This is a genomic window from Teredinibacter franksiae, assembly GCF_014218805.1.
Taxonomy (GTDB): Bacteria; Pseudomonadota; Gammaproteobacteria; order Pseudomonadales; family Cellvibrionaceae; genus Teredinibacter; species Teredinibacter franksiae.
Map to the genome: position 1 here is coordinate 353,005 of NZ_JACJUV010000008.1, position 18,870 is coordinate 371,874.

An 18,870-nucleotide genomic window follows, 5' to 3' on the forward strand; every position below is an offset into this window, starting at 1 on the left:
TGAAAATTTGCGAAAAAACCTGAAACGGGAAGTCGAAAATTACAATAATTTCAGTAAATAAAACACAAAGTGCTGGGAGACGGTAGAATACACAGAAACACGGGATTCTCGCTCATCAAAAATAGCTGTATCCCCGAAATATAAAACAAAAAATGCATTAATAGCATAATTTAGGGCACCTTTATCAAAAGAACATTAAGGACACCTGCCTCATGAAAATCCTGGTCGACGCCGACGCATGCCCCGTTGTGGTAAAAGATATATTGATCCGCGCTGCAGAAAGAACAGCAACGCAGGTTATATTTGTCGCGAATCAATTTATCAAAACACCACCGTCGCAATATATTTCTTCGCTCCAGGTACAAAGCGGCTTTGATGTTGCAGACGAACAAATTGTTAATATGACCGATACCGACGATTTGATTATCACCAGCGATATTCCGCTGGCTGCCGAGATAATTGATAAAGGCGCTTTGGCCCTCAGCCCAAGGGGCGAACTATTTACCGTAGACAACGTAAAATCACGGCTGAATATTCGCGATTTTTTGGAAACCATGCGCAGCAGTGGCATACAGTCTGGTGGCCAAGCGCCCTTCGGCCAACTGGAAAAACAAAAGTTTGCCAATCAACTAGATCGATGGCTGGCGAAAGGAGGGAAGTAAATGCCTAGTATTGACACCACAACGCACATTCGGCCAAGTACAGAATACGATATGCCCGTTATGCTTAACTTGCTGGCATTACTCGGTTATCCGCATACAGAAAATAGCCTATTGCAAAATGTAAATGCCATAAGAGCGCGCGGTGGTGAACTATTTATCGCAGAAAACAAACAAGGTGTTGTTGGTTGTATCTCTGTCATTTTGGATGTGCGCTTAGCCGAGGGCTAAAGGGCGAAATTGTAAGCTTGGTTGTCGACAAATCTGCTCGATGCCAAGGTATTGGCAGATGCTTGGTTAACGCTGCCGAGCAGTGGCTCTTAAAAACTACGCCCCACATTCAACTACGGGCCAATACTTTACGCCGCGATGCCCACCGGTTTTACACATCACTTGAATACGCAGAAGTTAAAACACAAACAGTCTTCAATAAAAAAATGGCCTTCTAGGTCTTCAATAGTTTAACACTATTACTGATTATTAAACCGGCTCCATGGTATACCTACATCCTGGGCCGCCGTTCCCGCACATGACGTGCATGGACGCACTAATGCAGCGATTGCATGGATGCAATGGAGCTGCCCTTGTGCTCCAAGGCATACCTACATCCTGTAGGCAAAAGCCCAAGGTTTTTGGCCTTGGGCTTTTTGGGTTAGGCAGTTTCTGCCTGGTAAGAACAGCTAACTTTCGTTATCACCACCAGTAAACAGATGCCCAGGGGAAATCACCCGCTGTTGACTGGAAGTAGTAGTAGTCATTAGCAGCCTTAGCTGGCAAAGAACCACCAACGGTGGTTACCGCCGTACCGGAACCGTTAATGGTTACGGAAATACTGCGACCGGCGAAGTTAGAAGCACCCCAACCATACACGTTATCTTGCGTACGGAAGCAATGTGCATCGGTAGTACTGAAACTACCAGACTGCCCACCCGATACATCTACACAGTTGCCCACAGAGGAACTGCTTGACGAACTGCTGTTAGATGACGAACTCAAACTACTAGAACTACTAGAACTACTAGAACTACTAGAAGAACTGGAGCTACTACTAGAGGAGCTGGAACTACTAGAAGAACTGGAGCTACTACTAGAGGAGCTGGAACTGCTAGAAGAACTGGAGCTACTGCTAGAGGAGCTGAAACTGCTAGAAGAACTGGAGCTACTCGAACTAGAGGAGCTAGAACTACTGCTCGAAGAGCTGGAGCTTGCACCACACGCACCCATATCCGACCAGGAGAAATCACTACCCGGTACCGTATTGGTGTACCAGTTAGCTTGATACAGCACATTCTCGTAGACCATCTGATCACCAGCGCTGGCGTGATTGTAGTCACCGCCGGCCCAATCTTTCGATGTCCAGTTTGGATATACATTCACTCCCGAACAGCTACCACCGGTTGAACTAGAACTAGACGAGCTGGAGCTGCTGCTTGAACTCGAACTACTGCTAGAACTCGAGCTGCTGCTAGAACTCGAGCTGCTGCTAGAACTCGAGCTGCTGCTAGAACTTGAAGAGCTAGAAGTACTGGAGGATGAGCTAGAGCTGCTACTAGAAGATGAGCTACTGGAGCTGGAAGAGGAAGAACTCGAGTTTCCTGCCGGGTCGGCCATCATAATACCACGGCCATTAGTACCCAAATAAACACGACCGTGTATACGAGGGTCTCCGGTAATCGCTTCACCCATGTTACCAAACTGGTTGGCATCGTCGTTAATACGAATCCAACTAGAGCCTTCATCATCGGAACGGAACACACCGCGAACGCCTTCCACCTGAGCGACTAAGTATATGGCAGGGTAGTCAGAACTTGGAGCAGCCTTACCGAAGCCAACGTTATCGCCTTCATCCACCAAAGGCATTTGCGTAAAGGTTACGCCGCCATTTGTCGAGCGCCACAACCCGTGGGTTGTCACGCTTGGGTCTGTGTCGTCGATATAACCACCGGCCAGCCATATGTGCCCTTCGTTACTAGGCGCAACTTTAAACTGCAGATGACCAGCAGACGGTAAACCGCTCGCGGAGGATGCTGTGAAGTTTGCACCGCCGTCTGTGGAGTAGTAGAAAGTTCCGTCGCTATAGGCGTAGAACCTGTCACCGTTAACGCGGTCGGCTTCCACTTTTGCGCCAGCGGGGACACCACTCGAAGCTGTCCAGGTTGAACCAATTGTGGTCGAGTAGTGGACACTACCACCGCCCACACTCCATACAATAGTTCCGCCATCAGCGGCCATTGCAACGGTACCACCCTTAGTTGGTGTTCCTGCATTGGATGCCTGCCACCAGGAATTACCGCCAGACGTCGATACACCGATGTAAACAAAACCATCGGGGGTATCACCTACAGCCTGACCGACACGCACCATATAATTCGGGTCCAGTTCGGCAAAGTCGATACTGGTGGTCGTGCCGTGGAAAGGAGCCTGAAACGGCAAACCAGGTACAAGCGTCAAATCATCGTGTTTAAATCCACCGATGTCAGCCAATGCTGAGAACAGGTGTGCACCCGCGGGGGGGCTCACTAGATCTTGAACAGCAGTTTCTTCCAAACCTTTCACCATTGGGCGAATGGTGACGAGGCTACCGGTGGAATCAAAAGAGTCCCAATTGGTTAGGTTTGTCGAACCATAAATGGTGGCACCTGTACCGTAGAAGAAGCGATCTGAATTAAAAGGGTCAATTTCAACAGACTCGTTCATCCAACCCAACTTCAAAGACTCTTCGGGTGGCTGTGGGTTGCCGCCGAAATCCAACCAGGGCACTTCGCTAATATCATGTTCGTAACGCTTGGTACGATTAGGGTACCCAGCCCACTCCCAAATACCTTTCCATGTTGCTCCTCCATCTGTGGAGCGGTACATAAGCAGATCCGGCCACCAAGAAACCTGCGAAGCCACCATAATAGTGCTTGGGTTTTGACGGTCGATTGTCAGGCCACTGTAGCCGAAGTAACCACCGTTAGCCACAGACAGCGGGGTAATATCGGTCCACACCCCGGTGTTAACGTCGTATTTCCACACCTCCCCTTCAGAGCCATCGTAAGGGCCACCGGTATTACTGGTGGCGATATAGAGGAGCCCGTTTACATCATCAAACTTACCTTTGTGCGGAATATAGCCTGTAGGTGCGCCAGGAATAGCTTCCCACGTTTGGCCGCCATCAAGACTCTGATACAGTGCTTCGTTAAGGTCGGCAACGCCCACAAAAATTCGTTCTGAACCGCTTCCCGAAGAACCTGAAGTTGGATCGAAAGTTACCCACACCACACCCTGAATTTTATTCAAGTAGTCATACTCGTCGGCAGGGTCTTGAATATAGGTGCCCACATTGGGAAAGTTGTTGACCTTGTTCCAGGTAACTCCGTAATTGGTCGAACGCAGTAAGCCTTCACCCAGCTCAGCACCAAAATAAATAGTACTGTTGTCGTTGGGGTCGATGCTTAAACGCTCACCCATGCCACGACCAACCATATTACCGCCCACTTTAAAGGGCAACGGAGTCAAATCCCAAGTATCACCGCGATCGGTTGAACGCGCGATGGCGCCGTTATTGGGATCCCAGTCATTGGTGTACATACCTACAGCCATATAAACACGGTCTGTGTCGACAGGGTCTGTTGCGAGACTAAGGGTGCCGTAGTAGCCCCAGTTGTCCCAGCCTACCCAGTCGGATATTGGATCCCATTCTTGGTTAGCTTCGTCCCAACGATAAGCTCCACCAATATCAGTGCGAGCGTAGGCAAGGTTGGCTTCTGATTCGTTAAAAATAATGCCGGGGACAAAACCACCGCCATCAACGCGAACGTTTTCCCAGGTGTGCTCTTGAGTACTTAAAGCACTACTGGTGAGAGGGGCTAGCGATAAAGACACTCCGGCAACGGCAAACGCCGCGCACCGAATAGCTTTCCGCAAACATGATTTAATTACCATCTAACACACTCCTTCTTATTAACATGTGCGTGTTTATGAGGCCTGATACAGCAAAGTTAGGCGTTATTGCGAGTTTTAGAGGTTTACTGCTCGGCCGTGGCGTCACAGGGTTCAACCGTTTTTATTGTTATTATTAGTTACTTCTTAAGTCCGATTGCATGAATCGAGTGAAATTGTATTGCATTGAGATGTTTTTATATGCGGACAACCGTCCATATTTAAAATATACCTAGAATTGATCCTAGGAGAAAGAGTATGCAGATGCAATACAGAACATAACCTAAATCTGCCAACCACCGCCGATTTTATAAAAGAGCACGATTTAGTGTTACGTTAAACCTAATACCTAATTACCAGTATTTGTAGGGTAATACCCATTCATGTAGCTTAACAGCGCCTGCATAAACCGCTAAGATACACCTTTCGCTAACCATTGAGATCTCGCCAATTGAGCTCAAAATTGTCTGAAAAACCCTCTGCATCGAGGGAAGAGCTGCTTCATGAGCTGGAAGATATCCATTCTTCCCTGCTCTCGGGCACGCCTGTCAGTCGAAAAAGTGCAGTTGATTCCCCCCCAACGGAAACCCTCCCGGAAAATTCAGCACCGGAAGATTCTGCTATCTATGATGAGGAAATACCTTTAGTGAACGACCCGGATGATGACCTGACCCCAGCAAACAATACTGAGCCCGTTTTACCTGGCCAACAATCGCTCTTTGATGAGCAAAACCGCCGCGCTGCAATCGAAGATGCAACCGAAAGCGATTCAACTGCAACACCCGAGCTAAAGGCCGAAAACCCGTTTTTACCGGCCCATATTCGAGAAAAACTCAACCAAAACCGCTCTGATATGCTGGAAAACCTAGCCAATGTTGGCGCTACTCTGGCACAACAGGAAGACGCCCTTCACCACCAAAAAGATCGCGAGCAAGGGGCTGAATCATCTTCGGACGTAAGTGGGTTGGTGGATGAACTCGTGCAAAAATACCTACCCATGATGGAAAAAGAGTTACGCATACGCCTTGGGCAACGCCTCTCCGAAGACGAAGACTCCTAATTTAACCAAAACACTACCCACTAACTCTAATCACGCGCTGCAAGTCCCGAACTTGCAGGGTATAATCCCGCGTCTTTAAATTCTTAAAACTCCTCTACCTATACGGTGCATGCACTAACCCTATGGACAAAACTTATCAGCCCTCGGCAATAGAAAAGCAATGGTACGAAACCTGGGAAAGCAAAGGCTACTTCGCCCCCAGCGGCAAAGGTGACCCCTACTGCATTATGATTCCACCGCCCAATGTCACGGGCAGCCTGCACATGGGCCACGGGTTCCAAGAAAGCATCATGGATGCCTTAATTCGCTACCACCGCATGAAGGGCTGTAACACCTTGTGGCAAGTAGGCACCGACCACGCCGGTATTGCCACGCAAATGGTGGTAGAACGCCTGCTGGGTGCCGAAGACAAAACACGCCACGACTTAGGCCGCGAAAAATTCATCGAAAAAGTATGGGAATGGAAAGAAGAATCCGGCGGTCACATTACACGCCAACTTCGCCGCCTAGGTGCATCGCCCGACTGGAGTCGTGAACGCTTCACCATGGACGACGGTTTTTATAAGGCCGTACAAGAAGTGTTTGTGCGCCTATACGAAGACAAGCTCATATACCGAGGCAAACGCCTGGTTAACTGGGACCCAAAACTGCACACCGCGATTTCCGACTTAGAAGTTATCAACGAAGAAAAGAAAGGCCACATGTGGCACTTTCGCTACCCATTAAGTGATGGCAGTGGTCATCTCACCGTCGCCACTACCCGGCCGGAAACCATGCTCGGCGACACCGCCGTTGCCGTAAACCCGGAAGACGAACGCTATAAAGCGCTTATTGGTCAAACCATTAAGCTACCGCTTACCGAGCGTGAAATTCCGATTATTGCCGACGACTACGTCGACAAAGACTTCGGCACTGGCTGCGTAAAAATTACGCCCGCCCACGATTTTAACGACTACGAAATGGGCCAACGCCACAACTTAGAGATGATCAACATCTTCAATGACGATGCACAACTCAATAGCAACGTGCCGGAAAAATACATTGGTATGGACCGTTTTGTTGCACGCAAGCAAATCGTAGAAGATCTAGATGCACTTGGTCTGCTCGACAAAATAGACGACCACGTACTTAAAGTACCTTACGGCGACCGCTCCGGTGTCGTCATTGAACCCTACCTCACCAACCAATGGTACGTTAAAACCCAGCCACTGGCCGACGAAGCCATTAAAGCTGTTGAGGAAGGCGATGTTAATTTCGTACCCAAGCAATACGAAAATATGTACTTCAGCTGGATGCGCGACATTCAAGACTGGTGTATTTCCCGTCAACTATGGTGGGGCCACCGTATTCCGGCCTGGTACGACGAAGCCGGCAATGTGTATGTTGGTCGCAATGAGGAAGACGTGCGCCAGAAACACAACCTCGCCGATGACTTAGCATTAAGGCAAGATGAAGACGTACTCGATACTTGGTTCAGCTCTGGCCTTTGGACTTTCGGAACATTGGGCTGGCCAGAAAATACCGACTTTTTAAAGACCTTTCACCCCTCCTCCGTGTTGGTTACCGGTTTCGACATTATCTTTTTCTGGGTGGCGCGCATGATAATGCTAACGCTCTACTTCAAAAAGGAAGTGCCCTTCCACACCGTTTTCGTTCATGGTTTAGTGCGCGACAGCCATGGCCAGAAGATGAGTAAATCGAAAGGTAATGTACTCGACCCCATCGACTTAATTGACGGTATAGAGTTGGAACCCCTCGTTGAGAAGCGTACCGCTGGCATGCAGGTGCCACAGCTTAAACAAAAAATTGAGAAGATGACGCGCAAGGAATTTCCTGAAGGTATTGCCCCTTACGGTACTGATGCCCTGCGCTACACCTATTACTCATTAGCCTCTACCGGTCGCGATATTAATTTCGATGTAGGCCGAATTGAAGGCTACCGTAACTTCTGTAATAAAATCTGGAATGCTTCGAATTACGTTTTCATGAATACCGAAGATGAAGACTGTGGGCAAGACGGTTCAGACAATTACGCATTAACACTAGCGGACCGCTGGATAATCTCCCGCCTACAGCAAGCCGAGGCAGCCGTTGCCGAAGGCATGAACACCTACCGCCTAGATTTAGCATCACAGGCGCTATACGACTTTATTTGGAAAGACTACTGCGACTGGTACTTGGAACTCACCAAGCCGGTACTCTGGGACGAAAACGCCAACCCCGAGATTAAAAAAGGCACGCGCCGCACACTTATTCGCGTACTCGAGACCACACTGCGTTTGGCTCACCCAATGATGCCGTTTATTACCGAAGAAATTTGGCAGCGTGTTAAACCCCTAGCGGGCGCCGAAGGCGAAAGTATTATGTTAGCCGCCTATCCTGAAGCCGACGAAAGTAAAATCGACCCGCAGGCCATGGCCGACATCGAATGGGTTAAAGACGTTATTGTTGGCGTGCGCAATATCCGTGGCGAGATGAATATCCCACCCTCTAAGCAACTGCCCGTTTTCTTTAAAAACGGTAACGACAACGACAAGCGTTGCTTGAACGACAACAGTCAATTCCTTAAAAAACTGGCGGCTTTAGAATCTACCGAATGGCTAGACGCCAACGAGGAAGCGCCGCTCTCGGCTACAACACTCGTGGGCAAATTAGAAATTCTAGTGCCTATGGCTGGTCTTATCGATAAAGACGCCGAATTGGCTCGCCTACAAAAAGAAAGCGATAAACTGGAAAAAGAAGTGGGCCGATTAAACGGCAAGCTCAATAACCCCAAGTTTGTGGATAAAGCACCCGCCGACGTTGTACAGAAGGAAAAAGATAAGCTAGCCGAAGCCCAGTCAGCTCTAGGAAAATTACAGGAGCAGAAAGAAAAAATTGCGGCCTTATAACCCACACAAGAAAAGGGGCGCACAGCCCTTTTCTTGTGCTTAGGACGAGATGTCGGAGCGTACACCTAACACCTACTGCTTTTAACTTTAAGGCACCTCTTTTACTAACTTTAGGCCTCTAGGTTCATCCGCAAGGAAAGAATTGCAGGCATGCTGCTGTGGCTTGGTGAAAAAGCTTTAACTCCAAGTATCAATGACACACAGAGCCCCGAAGGACTAAGCTTGGCAAACCGTGAGAGGCAAAAAAAATTATTAGAGGAGTCCTTTATCGACAAGGTTTTCTTTAAATACCGACCGACACCCCAAACAAATACTTACTCCAAATAATACTCACACCAATATATTCAGAGCAAAAATCACTACTTTTATAGTAATATTTCGTCCATTGCCGCTGAACGGGTATTACCAACAGGTGTGTTATCGCTGCTATGGTAGGTAAACACCAGTGATAACTTAGTGGTATTCGTTAAATTTCTGGAAGCGCGGTGCAGTAGATTGCAATGAAAAAACAATAAGTCGCCCGGATTTAACACTAGGGTTATCGCTTGTTCAATAAACGAAATATTTTCATATTTATCTGCAATAAAAAAAGTGCTCTCGTCGAACTGTTGTGGCGAAAAATTTTCACAATGACTTCCTGGAACAACCTGCAGCGCACCGTTTTCTGCCGTTTCATTCCCCAGAGCCAACCAAGCCGAAATAAGCTCGTTTTTTTTGAAGTGCCAATAGCGGCTGTCTTGATGCCAGCCGGTATCGCTACTATAGAGCGGCGACTTCGTCATCAAGCAATTGTGGTGCGCCTGACTAAGGCTAATGTCTGAGCTATTTAATAGTCGCTGGATGCAGCCTTTTAATGGCTCACCCGTAGCAAGCGCACGCCAAGACGGCTCTCGTTGACAGGCACCGAGTAAGCGCCGAATGGTTTGGCCACCCGTCTCTTCAATCGCTAAAGGCGCGCCAGGGTATCCAAGCTGAGCTTCTAGCTCCCATGGTTCGGTCGGGTGCCTATACTGCTGCTGGGCCAACTGTTGCAGTTTGCCCAGAGCATCGCCCGTAAGCCATCCCCTAACCACAAGAAAACCATTTTTCTTAAAACTGGATAATTGTGCTTGAGTTAAGCGAACATTATTGCTGGTCATTTACTTTCCAAACTTTCCACATGGGTAAGGTAACTACCAAACTGAAACAAGTCACTTACGCCAAGACTCCGGCAGCCAAAAAAGCCGGCTATAATACCCTATTCCGCGCCATCGATTTGGCCCAACTTTCTCACCCTATTTTTTTATCCAACGCGGTGTCCTGCTTTAACAAGGGTGGAACACTCAGATTTCGCCTGATGAAAGAAAACGTATTACTCATGGTTTTCCGAAGGATGCTAAAATGATTTGGCAGAACCTTAGCCATGGCATTTTCTTGCGTTATATTGCTATATCTAGGAGTCAAAAATGACAGTCGGCCCGTGCCATCTGAAGAAGCAAGGGGACCCCTGCTCATATCCAACTTAGCAGCGAAAACCGCTATTTCTATACTTGTCGAAGTCGGATATACATAAGAGATGCCACTCGGTATGACTAAATTCTTGTGCCTTCAGAATCAGCTTTCCACTTTGAAGTACTCCCCAAAATATTTGCCTTTGGATTGAAAAACATCTATTACGTTGCTGAGATCGGCAATAATATATGGAGCGAAAATGAGATTAGGATCATAAACGCTGTGGATAAAGTATCATTTGAGTTTCTTGGAAAAGACTGCTCCTAATAAGCAGCTCAATTATTAGGGTGACCTTACGGTAAAGCCTAACAAAAAATGTGCCTACAAAGCTCCTGTAGTTATTGCTAGAAAAACCGACTCTTAACCCAAAATCACTATCTATACTCCCACTCAAAATTTACAACATGCCGGTTGTCTATTTCACACTCTCGCACATATCCAACATCCACATTCCTCAACCGTACATCATTCACAGGAGCCAGTTCATTGCCATCGATTTTACTGATATAACTCACTTCCCCTACCGTAATGTTGTACAAATCAATGCCTTGAATATGGGTAAAGCGTTTTTCATAAGCCGCCATCAATTCCCGCCACTGATAAAGCACATCGGTTTCAATGGCAATCACACTGCCACCGATTTTTTCAGCGCTGCAATTATGTACGTACACGTTACGCACATAACCTCCACGATAGGCGTTGGTTTTTAGATACACCAAATTCCCAAAACTATCGGCATCAGGCGTGCCTTCGACGTACTCCCTATTTGCCGTTGAACCATTTTCAAAATGACAATTTTCGATAAATATATTTTCAATACCACCCGAAAGTTCGCTTCCAATCGCTAACAGGTGGTGTCCATTTTTTATAGTGCAATTACGCATCACAATGTTTTTGCAAGGCGTGTTCAGTTTCCACGCTTCACTATCACGACCCGCCTTGACCGAGATAGCATCATCGCCCTGATCAAAGACACAATCTTCAATGAGCATATTTTGGGTCATTTCCGGATCAACGCCGTCATTGTTATGGCCATGCGCTTCAATCTTTACCCGGCGAACTATGACATCTTTGCAAAGGTACGGATGCATCACCCAAAATGGACTGTTTTTAATCGAAATACCTTCAACCAACACCTGTCGACAGCGGTTGAATTGAATAAAATGCGGTCGCAGATTAGCGCCTTCATAGGTCATGTCTCGCTCTTGTAACGGTACGGCCTCAGCAGCCATTTTATAGAGTGATTCAATGGCCTTCATATGCGCCTTAGGGCGTTCGTACCAACTCGTCCAAATATCCAACTTCGCTTGCAGGGTTCCTTCACCGGTAATCGCAACATTCTCGCATTCATAGGCATAGATTAACGGAGAATAATTTATGCACTCCATCCCTTCCCAAGACGTTTTTACTCCCGGCAAATAGTCCTCCGGCGTTTCGGAAAAGAGAAGAACGGCCCCCTTGCTCAAGTGTAAATTGACATTGCTCTTTAAATGAATTGCCGTACATGGCCATATCCCCTCAGGAACGAATACAACCCCACCACCGGCATCACTTGCAGCATCAATGGCACGAGTGATAGCCTCCGATGTTTTTTGCTGATTTGCACAATCAGCACCGAATTCTGAGATAGCAAATTGTTTGACACGTGAAAACCGTGGTACCGATATAGCTGGCATTTTGAACGGAGCTGGAACCTTTATCTTTGCATGCATGTTTCGACTGTTACTATTTCAACGACCCCAATAGAGTTACGCACCTCAGCTGCGGTGCCCCCATAAAACAAATTGATTGTACCTGTATACTATGTGACTATAAACGACTTATTTTGATCATTTTTGGATCATAGTTACGGCTCGCCTCTCATCATCGGCAGGGTCGAAATACCCAAGAGGTTTTTATGAAGCATGCTGTCTATCTGCCCTTTTTGCTCCTTTCGCTCACAGCCTGCGGGGGTGGAGCAAAAACCGATGAGAACTCGCAAAGCTCAAACAGCTCTTCATCAACCGCCAGTATTTCTTCAAACCCCAGCTCCTCAAGCTTTTCCAGTAGCTCCAGCTCCAGCTCCAGCTCCAGCTCCAGCTCCACAGACAACGCTAGCTTTTCGAGCGCGCCTAGCTCAACGAGCAGCTCGAGCTCTATTATTGGCTCCAGTTCTTCTAGTAGCTCCAGTAATTCCAGTTCTTCTAGTAATTCCAGTTCTTCTAGTAGTTCCAGTTCTTCTAGTAGTTCCAGTTCTTCTAGCAGCTCCAGTAGTTCCAGCTCTTCTAGTAGCTCCAGTAGCTCTCTCGAATACGGTAAATCCGACTGCAACGCGCCGAATATTGCACCAGCAGCCATTGTTGATGGTGCCTATTTTGTTGCCCCAGACGGTGACGACGAAAATACAGGTACCGAAGCCGCTCCATTTCAAACTGCGCAAAAAGCACAATCCGTTGTGCAGGCGGGAGGTACAGTTTATTTCCGTGGTGGACGTTATGTATTTGATGATTTAAGTACAGACATCGGTGTACTTTTTAACAAAAGCGGTGAATCAGGTGCGCGCATTCACTATTTCGCCTACCCCGGCGAGACACCGGTTTTCGACTTCTTTGATTTAACACCGCAGGCACGTATTCGCGGCTTCAGTGTTCGCGCAAACTGGTTGCACTTCAAAGGGTTAGAATTAACCGGTGTACAGCAAATCTTAACTAACGTTAATGAAAGCTGGGCCATTCGTATAGAAAACGGGGCCAGTAATAATATTTTCGAACACTTAAACCTGCATCACAATGAAGGGCCAGGATTATTTATTGCCGATGGCGGTAACAACCTAGTGCTTAACGTTGACTCTCATCACAACTACGACCCGGATCGCGGCGGCGAAAATGCCGACGGCTTTGGCTGCCACTCCAATGATGAAGGCAATATTTTCCGAGGCAATCGCGCTTGGTACAACAGCGACGACGGTTTCGATTTTATTAATTCCTCAGGCCAGTGTACTGTCGAATATTCCCTCGCCTTTTACAACGGCTTTATTCCCGACACCACCATAGCCGCAGGTAATGGTGCCGGAATAAAAGCAGGCGGGTTTGGCTTGGACTCATCTAGATTTCCCGCTGTTATACCCCGGCATATCGTTCGCTTTAATTTGGCCGTTGGCAACCGCGCCCAAGGCTTTTACGCAAACCATCACCCTGGTGCTCTGGAATGGATCAACAACACAGCCTACCGAAACCCCAAAAATTTCGATATGCTCGCCGATATGGGCGCTGCGGGGCATTATTTACGTAACAACATTGCACTATCACCGGGTACCGCCTTGGCAAGAGCAACGACATCCGAAATTAGTCAACAAGCGAACTCGTGGAATACCGGCTTCAGCGCTAGCAATAATGATTTTGTCAGCTTAAACGAATCCGATGCGCTAGCAGAACGAGACAACAACGGTCACCTTCCTGCCAACCTATTTATGCATTTGGAACCTAGCTCCAGCTTAGTAGATACAGGTAGTATTGTAGGTTTTGACTATCATGGACGTGCGCCCGACCTGGGCGCATTTGAAAACTGGGGTTGCGAGTGAAGCTTAAACTCTATCAGCTTCCGCCGAAGCCGCTTGCAGCCAAAGCTTAGTTAAACAAGCAAAGGTGTCTTCGGCATCCGCGGGGCCGGTATCTTCCAGTAAAATAGGTACGCCTTGTTTTCCCGCTTTAAAGAGTCGGGTAAACACACCCAGCCAATCCATTTCTCCGGTACCCGCAGGTATAGGGCCAGATTTTTCCGGGCCATTAGGGCCGCTTTCCATACGATAATCTTTCGCATGCAATGCAACAATGTGCTCACCAAAGCAATCGAAACAATTATCCAAAAAAGCCTCCATATCGGCGATGCCTTTTTGGGGAACTAAGTTTACAGGGTCGAATATAATCCCCAAAGCATCCGAGTTCATTTCCTCTATCAATATTCGTGCATGCTCTGCCGACGACAACGCATGAATATCGGCGACCGGCTCCAAGCCAACCTTCACCCCATTAGGGCCGCTTTTTTCAGCGACTGTTATTAACCGGCGTAAGGAATGCAGCGACACCCTAAAAGCCGCTTCAATAGCGTCTGGCCCAGTGCCATAGGGAACAGGCGAGCCCGTTTCGGTACCTACAATTTTACAGCCGAGCTTAGGCGCCGCCTCTATGTGTGCTTCAAAACGTTGAAGCGCAGCCTCACGCTCGCTCATATTAAGCGTAACCATATCGATATAGCACCCTAATACAACAACGCTCAATTCACTTTCTTTAAAGGCGTTACTAACAAATGCCAAACCACTTTCACCTAAGTCGCTGGGTAACATCGGTTCATTAGGCAAAGCTTTGGCAAGCGCGAGCTGAACACAGGCCGCACCAGAATCGGCAATACTAGGTGCAAGCGCCTCTGCGGGTAAGGTTCCAAAATCGTGTGCACGAAGTCCGAGTAAAGGTTTCATCATGGCGTATCTTCTTTCATTATTCACATTGAATAGTTGATGGTTATTGATTGGTGAGATTCCTGTAAGGCGGTAGTACTCAAAAGCCGTACCCCTCGTTTTCGATATAGTTCATATCCCTACTTACAGCACTTAAAAACAACAAAAGTGCTCGGTAGGGCTCTATCAAGAAGTAAAAAGAACTGTCCCGACGATATCAGAAAACGCCCCTTTTAAACGCCTGACTGCTCTGCTCATAGGGTTCATGTCTAGGCATTTTCCGAATCAATAGTGTACAAAATAACAGCTCAAAATGCCAGATATTGACCACAAATGATCATTTATGACTAATCCAAGCACATTGGCCACTAAAATGAGGTCTGACACAAGGTTTGACTAATGGGCCGCGCTTCAAGAGGCTTTTAAGAATTACAAATAGCAAAGGCCCCAATGACCATAACCACTTAATAGGCGGGCACTAAGGGGGCTTATTAACCCGATTGTGAAGACGGCGCTTACGAACACGCCTCAGCCCTGCCACAATTACGCTGTAGTACCTTGTGCATATTCGCAACCGAACCTGCACTAGAGGCATAACCGAGGCCAAAGTTCATTGGTGTTTGCACTGCGCTTATAGTCTGGCAAAGTTTGGCCCATGGAATCTACAAGCGCAAAACTTCAATATTATCCAAACTAAAAAGCTGAGGTTTTCTTATCGTGGCTGTCAAATTTTTATTACGGAAAAAAGACTGAAACGCGTGATTATTAAATACCCATCACGGCGCTGAGACAGCGGCAGAAAAGCCCGCGGCTATAATAGCTAAAAAGCCCAGGCCATCTCTGGCTAGGGCTACTGCAGCTAAGGGGGAGAACAATTTCAAAAAAATAGGTACCAACCGTAAGGCATGCGCCCTAGGATTTTTTGCCCCTATTGTCTATCATAATCCAACGGGTACATGTCGAATGAATTGTCTACGCCATCGTTATCGGTATCGAATGGGTAGTCGTCTTGCGCATCCAGTGAGCCATCGCCGTCACTATCCCGATAAACTACACCATTGAAATTCAAACCCGGCAACTGATTTGTTTCACCAAAATCCCAATAAAACACGGGTTCACCGTCACTGTTGTAGTAGTCGAGGTAATCCCATCCATTATATAAATAGTTCGTACCATCACATGAAACAGGGACGTACGCCCCTTCATGTAAAATAGTGCATTGTAAATCTACAATAGATTGAACTGTTTTTGAATTGATACGCTGGGCATTGTAAACACTCTCTTGAGCACCGGTAGAATCAAGCGGAAAGTAACTTCGATAGATTTTTGATGTCGAATTTCTTCCCCCTGAACCTGCAAGCGCCCCACCCAAACCAGTGGATGTTATACGGCCCGTGGAATAAACATAGCGCATCACACTGCTTGTATAGAAATACCCAACCAATCCGCCAACATATTGCTCTCCCGTTATGGCGCCAGTATTAAATGCAGTTTTTATCTCAGTTTTATACGTATGACCAACCAAACCACCAACCCGATCGGCACCGCTGATAGAACCGGTATTGAAAAGGCCAGTCAAAGCTCCGCTAGACATCGCTCCCGCAAAAGCACCAACGTAATCTGACCCGGCCACAAACATCAAAGACCCGGCAAAACCAAGGTTAGATACCTCTACACTTTTTACAAAGCTGAAAAGCCCAACATGAGTAGTTTGCGGCCGATTAATATATAAATTGTAGATAACATGGCCATTTCCAGCAAACCGAGTATTAAGCATACCGGCTTGACCACTTATGGGGAACCAACCTTCTCCTTCGTTCCAATATGCGTCCTGCTCATCCATAACGCCGTCAGTATTAGTATCAAAATCAAGGTCTTGGGTAAGCTCAAAACCAAAACAGCCACCAGCGGGGCAGCCCATTGACTGACCGTATAATGTTGTGCCAAAAAGATAACCGCTATTATAATAGGTATTATTACGGATTTCGTTTAGATCCTCCAAATCATTAATTTCAATCAGACCATTACCGTCAACGTCATAATCGGTACGGCCGCCCTCCGCGAATGCGGCCATTGACCCCAAAAAAAATACCAGAAAGGTTAATACAGTTTTACCATTTATCAATTTAATAAACTCCTAAAACGATGATTAAGTTACTTGCTGTAACAGGTTTCAGTAACTTATCAGATTAAATTGAACGCCACCTGAACCACCCCGAATTAGAAGAGGTTTCAACGGAAATACCCTATACACCACTCACCAGCGTGTTATTTTGGCACGATTTGATTTGCCTGCATATATACATAGAAGCTTGTCTTCTCACACAAACGCCTTTATCAGCAAAAGATATTTTTCGTACCGTAATAATCTAAGTAGCCCACATTGAGTGAATCACATCGCCAAGAAATGGGTGCATTTACGCCGGTTTGTAGATATTACCCACAGGGCCATTCGCAAAATATATGTGATTTTATCGACAACCATCTACCGACCTATTCTCGATAGGCTCATTATCTCAAGCCCCAATGGTTTATACTCACGACCCAGTTTGGAGTAAACTTAATACTTAGCGGGCTTCAAAGAAAAACTAATAATTACAAAGAACATCCGCTTAGGCCAATTATGACGCGATATTGCACCAACAATTCCACATAAGGTTAAACCCCGCTCCACGCTCTTCCTTAAAAAAAAGTCTCGCACGATTTTTTTCGAGACGAAGCATTCCACACCAAGCATAATTACCAGCCAAAAAACATAGAAATAATATCATAATAAAAAAATTTCATTTGATGTATTCTTTTGACGTGGCTGCCTAGATTTTATAGGAAAGCTTTGAAAATCCTAATTATTAGCTATTAGTTTTAGAACTGAGACATCGGCAGAAAGGTCAGCCTCTACAGCTAAAAAACCCCAGCCATATCTGGCTAGGGTTTTTCCAACAAGGGGGGAAACGATCTCAAAAAAGACCTGACGGCAAACGTAAGGCCTAACCCGAATCGCACTTACCTACGCCTTATGGTCCTCCAGCATCAATGCGTGTGCATATTTGTGAACACCCACATTAACACAGCTTTTCGGTGGAGCCTTTATCGAAAAACCATCCAATTAATTCAGTGTGTTTTTTTGACGTGACTGTCCTACTTATTTCCATCGCATATGATCTGTTGTGAGCAAACCAAACACCCCACCCCAAAATGAGGCCCAACAGCCCCCCCTAATTAATAACAGCTCCATTTCAAGGTGCGCCCGGAAAGAGCCTTGAGGTTTAAGCAAGAGAAAAGCAAGCGTCATGGCCCGAAAGGCCAAAACACCGTAGAACCAAGCATTAGCCCGTATTGGCGTAAACCGCCTGCGAACACGCTACACCCTTGCCGCAATTACGCTCAAACACCTGGGCGTAATCGGCCATGCGCGCCACCGAACCAGCACTGGAACCATAACGGCGGCCAAAGTTCTGAACGTGGTCGATCCACTTATTTGGATTAATACCCAACCGCGACACTATGGCCGGAAGTTCGCTGGCGATGGCTCCGCGCTTATCGTCTCGCAGAATACGGCCGGTGGTATCCACCAACTCAAAATAATCTTCACGGGTAAAGGGCAAGGCATGGTGAGTATCGGTATGGGAGGAACCATCAAAGGGCATTAACGGCGCTTCGGGTAAGGCATCCAAACCCATTTCAGCTTTTATTTCACGCTGCTTTTGAATACGAGCATTCAATTTCTGCTCGTCTTTAGATTTGGTATTTTTGTATTTTACGTAATCGAATAAGCGCTGCTGTATGGAGGTGAAATCACTTTCCATAAGATCTGTTTCCATCGCCGCCCGAATGGGGTTGAGGTCGACATAGGCCATGCAGAAGCGCTGCTGTATGGAGGTGAAATCACTTTCCATAAGATCTGTTTCCATCGCCGCCCGAATGGGGTTGAGGTCGACATAGGCCATGCAGCTTAGTAGTGCGGCTTCATCCAATAGAGCCTGACTTTTAAAACGCCCTTCCCAAAACCGGCCTTTACAGTTTTCTTCCTCGTTGGCCATACGGGCTATGGTTTCATTAACACCGCGCATAAACCAGCTGATATCGTATAAGCGTTTACGCCACTTTTCGATAATCTCATCCACTGCCGCTTGCGTAGCCACATCAATAGCCTCCGGGTTCTCCAGCCAGTGATCAACCAGCATATGGCCGCTATACAACTGCATCCAGCGCTCGGCCACTTCTTTATTACTCCATGCCTGCGCCCTAGCCTTATCCGCATGCAGCACAACATGGTAGTGGTTGCTCATTACCGCATAAGCACACACGTCCACCGCATACACATACGACAAAAACCGCAAGCGCGATACGATCCACTGCTTGCGGTGATCGTAATTCTCACCCGTCGAATGATCTTCACCACACAAATATGCA

Annotated in this window: 12 protein-coding genes; 6 read left to right on the forward strand and 6 right to left on the reverse strand. The window is 47.0% G+C overall.

Going from position 1 to position 18,870, the window contains the following annotated elements; all coding sequences use genetic code 11:
* The first annotated feature begins 212 nt into the window (after positions 1-212).
* The 3 genes from H5336_RS21255 to H5336_RS23945 are packed head-to-tail and all read left to right on the forward strand — an operon-like array spanning position 213 to position 1,108.
* Positions 213-662: a YaiI/YqxD family protein gene (locus tag H5336_RS21255; RefSeq protein WP_185236458.1), complete on the forward strand. Its 450-nt coding sequence runs from the start codon at positions 213-215 to the stop codon at positions 660-662.
* Complete coding sequence (locus tag H5336_RS21260) at positions 663-890, forward strand: hypothetical protein (protein WP_185236459.1); 228 nt, start codon at positions 663-665, stop codon at positions 888-890.
* Positions 848-1,108, forward strand: a complete 261-nt coding sequence (locus tag H5336_RS23945) for a GNAT family N-acetyltransferase (RefSeq protein ID WP_221628259.1) — start codon at positions 848-850, stop codon at positions 1,106-1,108. The genes H5336_RS21260 and H5336_RS23945 overlap by 43 nt, the downstream gene beginning before the upstream one ends.
* Before the next feature lie 244 nt (positions 1,109-1,352).
* Here H5336_RS23945 and H5336_RS21270 read toward each other — a convergent pair whose 3' ends face one another.
* Positions 1,353-4,586: a cellulose-binding domain-containing protein gene (locus tag H5336_RS21270; protein ID WP_185236461.1), complete on the reverse strand. Its 3,234-nt coding sequence runs from the start codon at positions 4,584-4,586 to the stop codon at positions 1,353-1,355.
* A 460-nt stretch (positions 4,587-5,046) separates the two neighbouring features.
* On the opposite strand from H5336_RS21270, the gene H5336_RS21275 reads away from it, so the two are divergent.
* The gene (locus tag H5336_RS21275) at positions 5,047-5,643 is read left to right on the forward strand and encodes a hypothetical protein (protein ID WP_185236462.1); all 597 of its coding nucleotides are present in this window, start codon (positions 5,047-5,049) and stop codon (positions 5,641-5,643) included.
* Between the two features lie 122 nt (positions 5,644-5,765).
* Positions 5,766-8,534, forward strand: a complete 2,769-nt coding sequence (locus H5336_RS21280; protein ID WP_185236463.1) for a valine--tRNA ligase — start codon at positions 5,766-5,768, stop codon at positions 8,532-8,534.
* 365 nt (positions 8,535-8,899) lie between these two features.
* Here the strand turns inward: H5336_RS21280 and H5336_RS21285 are convergent, their stop codons facing one another.
* Both H5336_RS21285 and H5336_RS21290 read right to left on the reverse strand, forming a co-directional pair.
* The gene (locus H5336_RS21285) at positions 8,900-9,673 is read right to left on the reverse strand and encodes a phytanoyl-CoA dioxygenase family protein (RefSeq protein WP_185236464.1); all 774 of its coding nucleotides are present in this window, start codon (positions 9,671-9,673) and stop codon (positions 8,900-8,902) included.
* A gap of 726 nt (positions 9,674-10,399) precedes the next feature.
* On the reverse strand, positions 10,400-11,701 hold the full coding sequence (locus tag H5336_RS21290; protein WP_221628260.1) for a glycoside hydrolase family 28 protein: 1,302 nt from the start codon (positions 11,699-11,701) through the stop codon (positions 10,400-10,402).
* Positions 11,702-11,922: 221 nt separating this feature from the next.
* On the opposite strand from H5336_RS21290, the gene H5336_RS21295 reads away from it, so the two are divergent.
* Entirely contained in the window at positions 11,923-13,584 is a 1,662-nt protein-coding gene (locus H5336_RS21295; protein WP_185236466.1) for a right-handed parallel beta-helix repeat-containing protein, read from the forward strand.
* A 3-nt stretch (positions 13,585-13,587) separates the two neighbouring features.
* Here the strand turns inward: H5336_RS21295 and H5336_RS21300 are convergent, their stop codons facing one another.
* The 3 genes from H5336_RS21300 to H5336_RS21310 all read right to left on the reverse strand — a co-directional run bounded on the left by H5336_RS21300 (position 13,588) and on the right by H5336_RS21310 (position 18,863).
* Positions 13,588-14,481, reverse strand: a complete 894-nt coding sequence (locus tag H5336_RS21300) for a sugar phosphate isomerase/epimerase family protein (RefSeq protein WP_185236467.1) — start codon at positions 14,479-14,481, stop codon at positions 13,588-13,590.
* Between the two features lie 904 nt (positions 14,482-15,385).
* Complete coding sequence (locus H5336_RS21305) at positions 15,386-16,582, reverse strand: hypothetical protein (protein WP_185236468.1); 1,197 nt, start codon at positions 16,580-16,582, stop codon at positions 15,386-15,388.
* A gap of 1,201 nt (positions 16,583-17,783) precedes the next feature.
* The gene (locus tag H5336_RS21310; protein WP_185236681.1) at positions 17,784-18,863 is read right to left on the reverse strand and encodes a transposase; all 1,080 of its coding nucleotides are present in this window, start codon (positions 18,861-18,863) and stop codon (positions 17,784-17,786) included.
* Positions 18,864-18,870: the final 7 nt, after the last annotated feature.

Bases quoted from the DNA above. Each gene is read 5' to 3' on its own strand.
- H5336_RS21285 (WP_185236464.1), bottom strand. From the start codon at position 9,673: ATGACCAGCAATAATGTTCGCTTAACTCAAGCACAATTATCCAGTTTT.
- H5336_RS21295 (WP_185236466.1), top strand. From the start codon at position 11,923: ATGAAGCATGCTGTCTATCTGCCCTTTTTGCTCCTTTCGCTCACAGCC.
- H5336_RS21280 (WP_185236463.1), top strand. From the start codon at position 5,766: ATGGACAAAACTTATCAGCCCTCGGCAATAGAAAAGCAATGGTACGAA.
- H5336_RS21290 (WP_221628260.1), bottom strand. From the start codon at position 11,701: ATGCCAGCTATATCGGTACCACGGTTTTCACGTGTCAAACAATTTGCT.
- H5336_RS21260 (WP_185236459.1), top strand. From the start codon at position 663: ATGCCTAGTATTGACACCACAACGCACATTCGGCCAAGTACAGAATAC.
- H5336_RS21300 (WP_185236467.1), bottom strand. From the start codon at position 14,481: ATGATGAAACCTTTACTCGGACTTCGTGCACACGATTTTGGAACCTTA.
- H5336_RS21270 (WP_185236461.1), bottom strand. From the start codon at position 4,586: ATGGTAATTAAATCATGTTTGCGGAAAGCTATTCGGTGCGCGGCGTTT.
- H5336_RS21255 (WP_185236458.1), top strand. From the start codon at position 213: ATGAAAATCCTGGTCGACGCCGACGCATGCCCCGTTGTGGTAAAAGAT.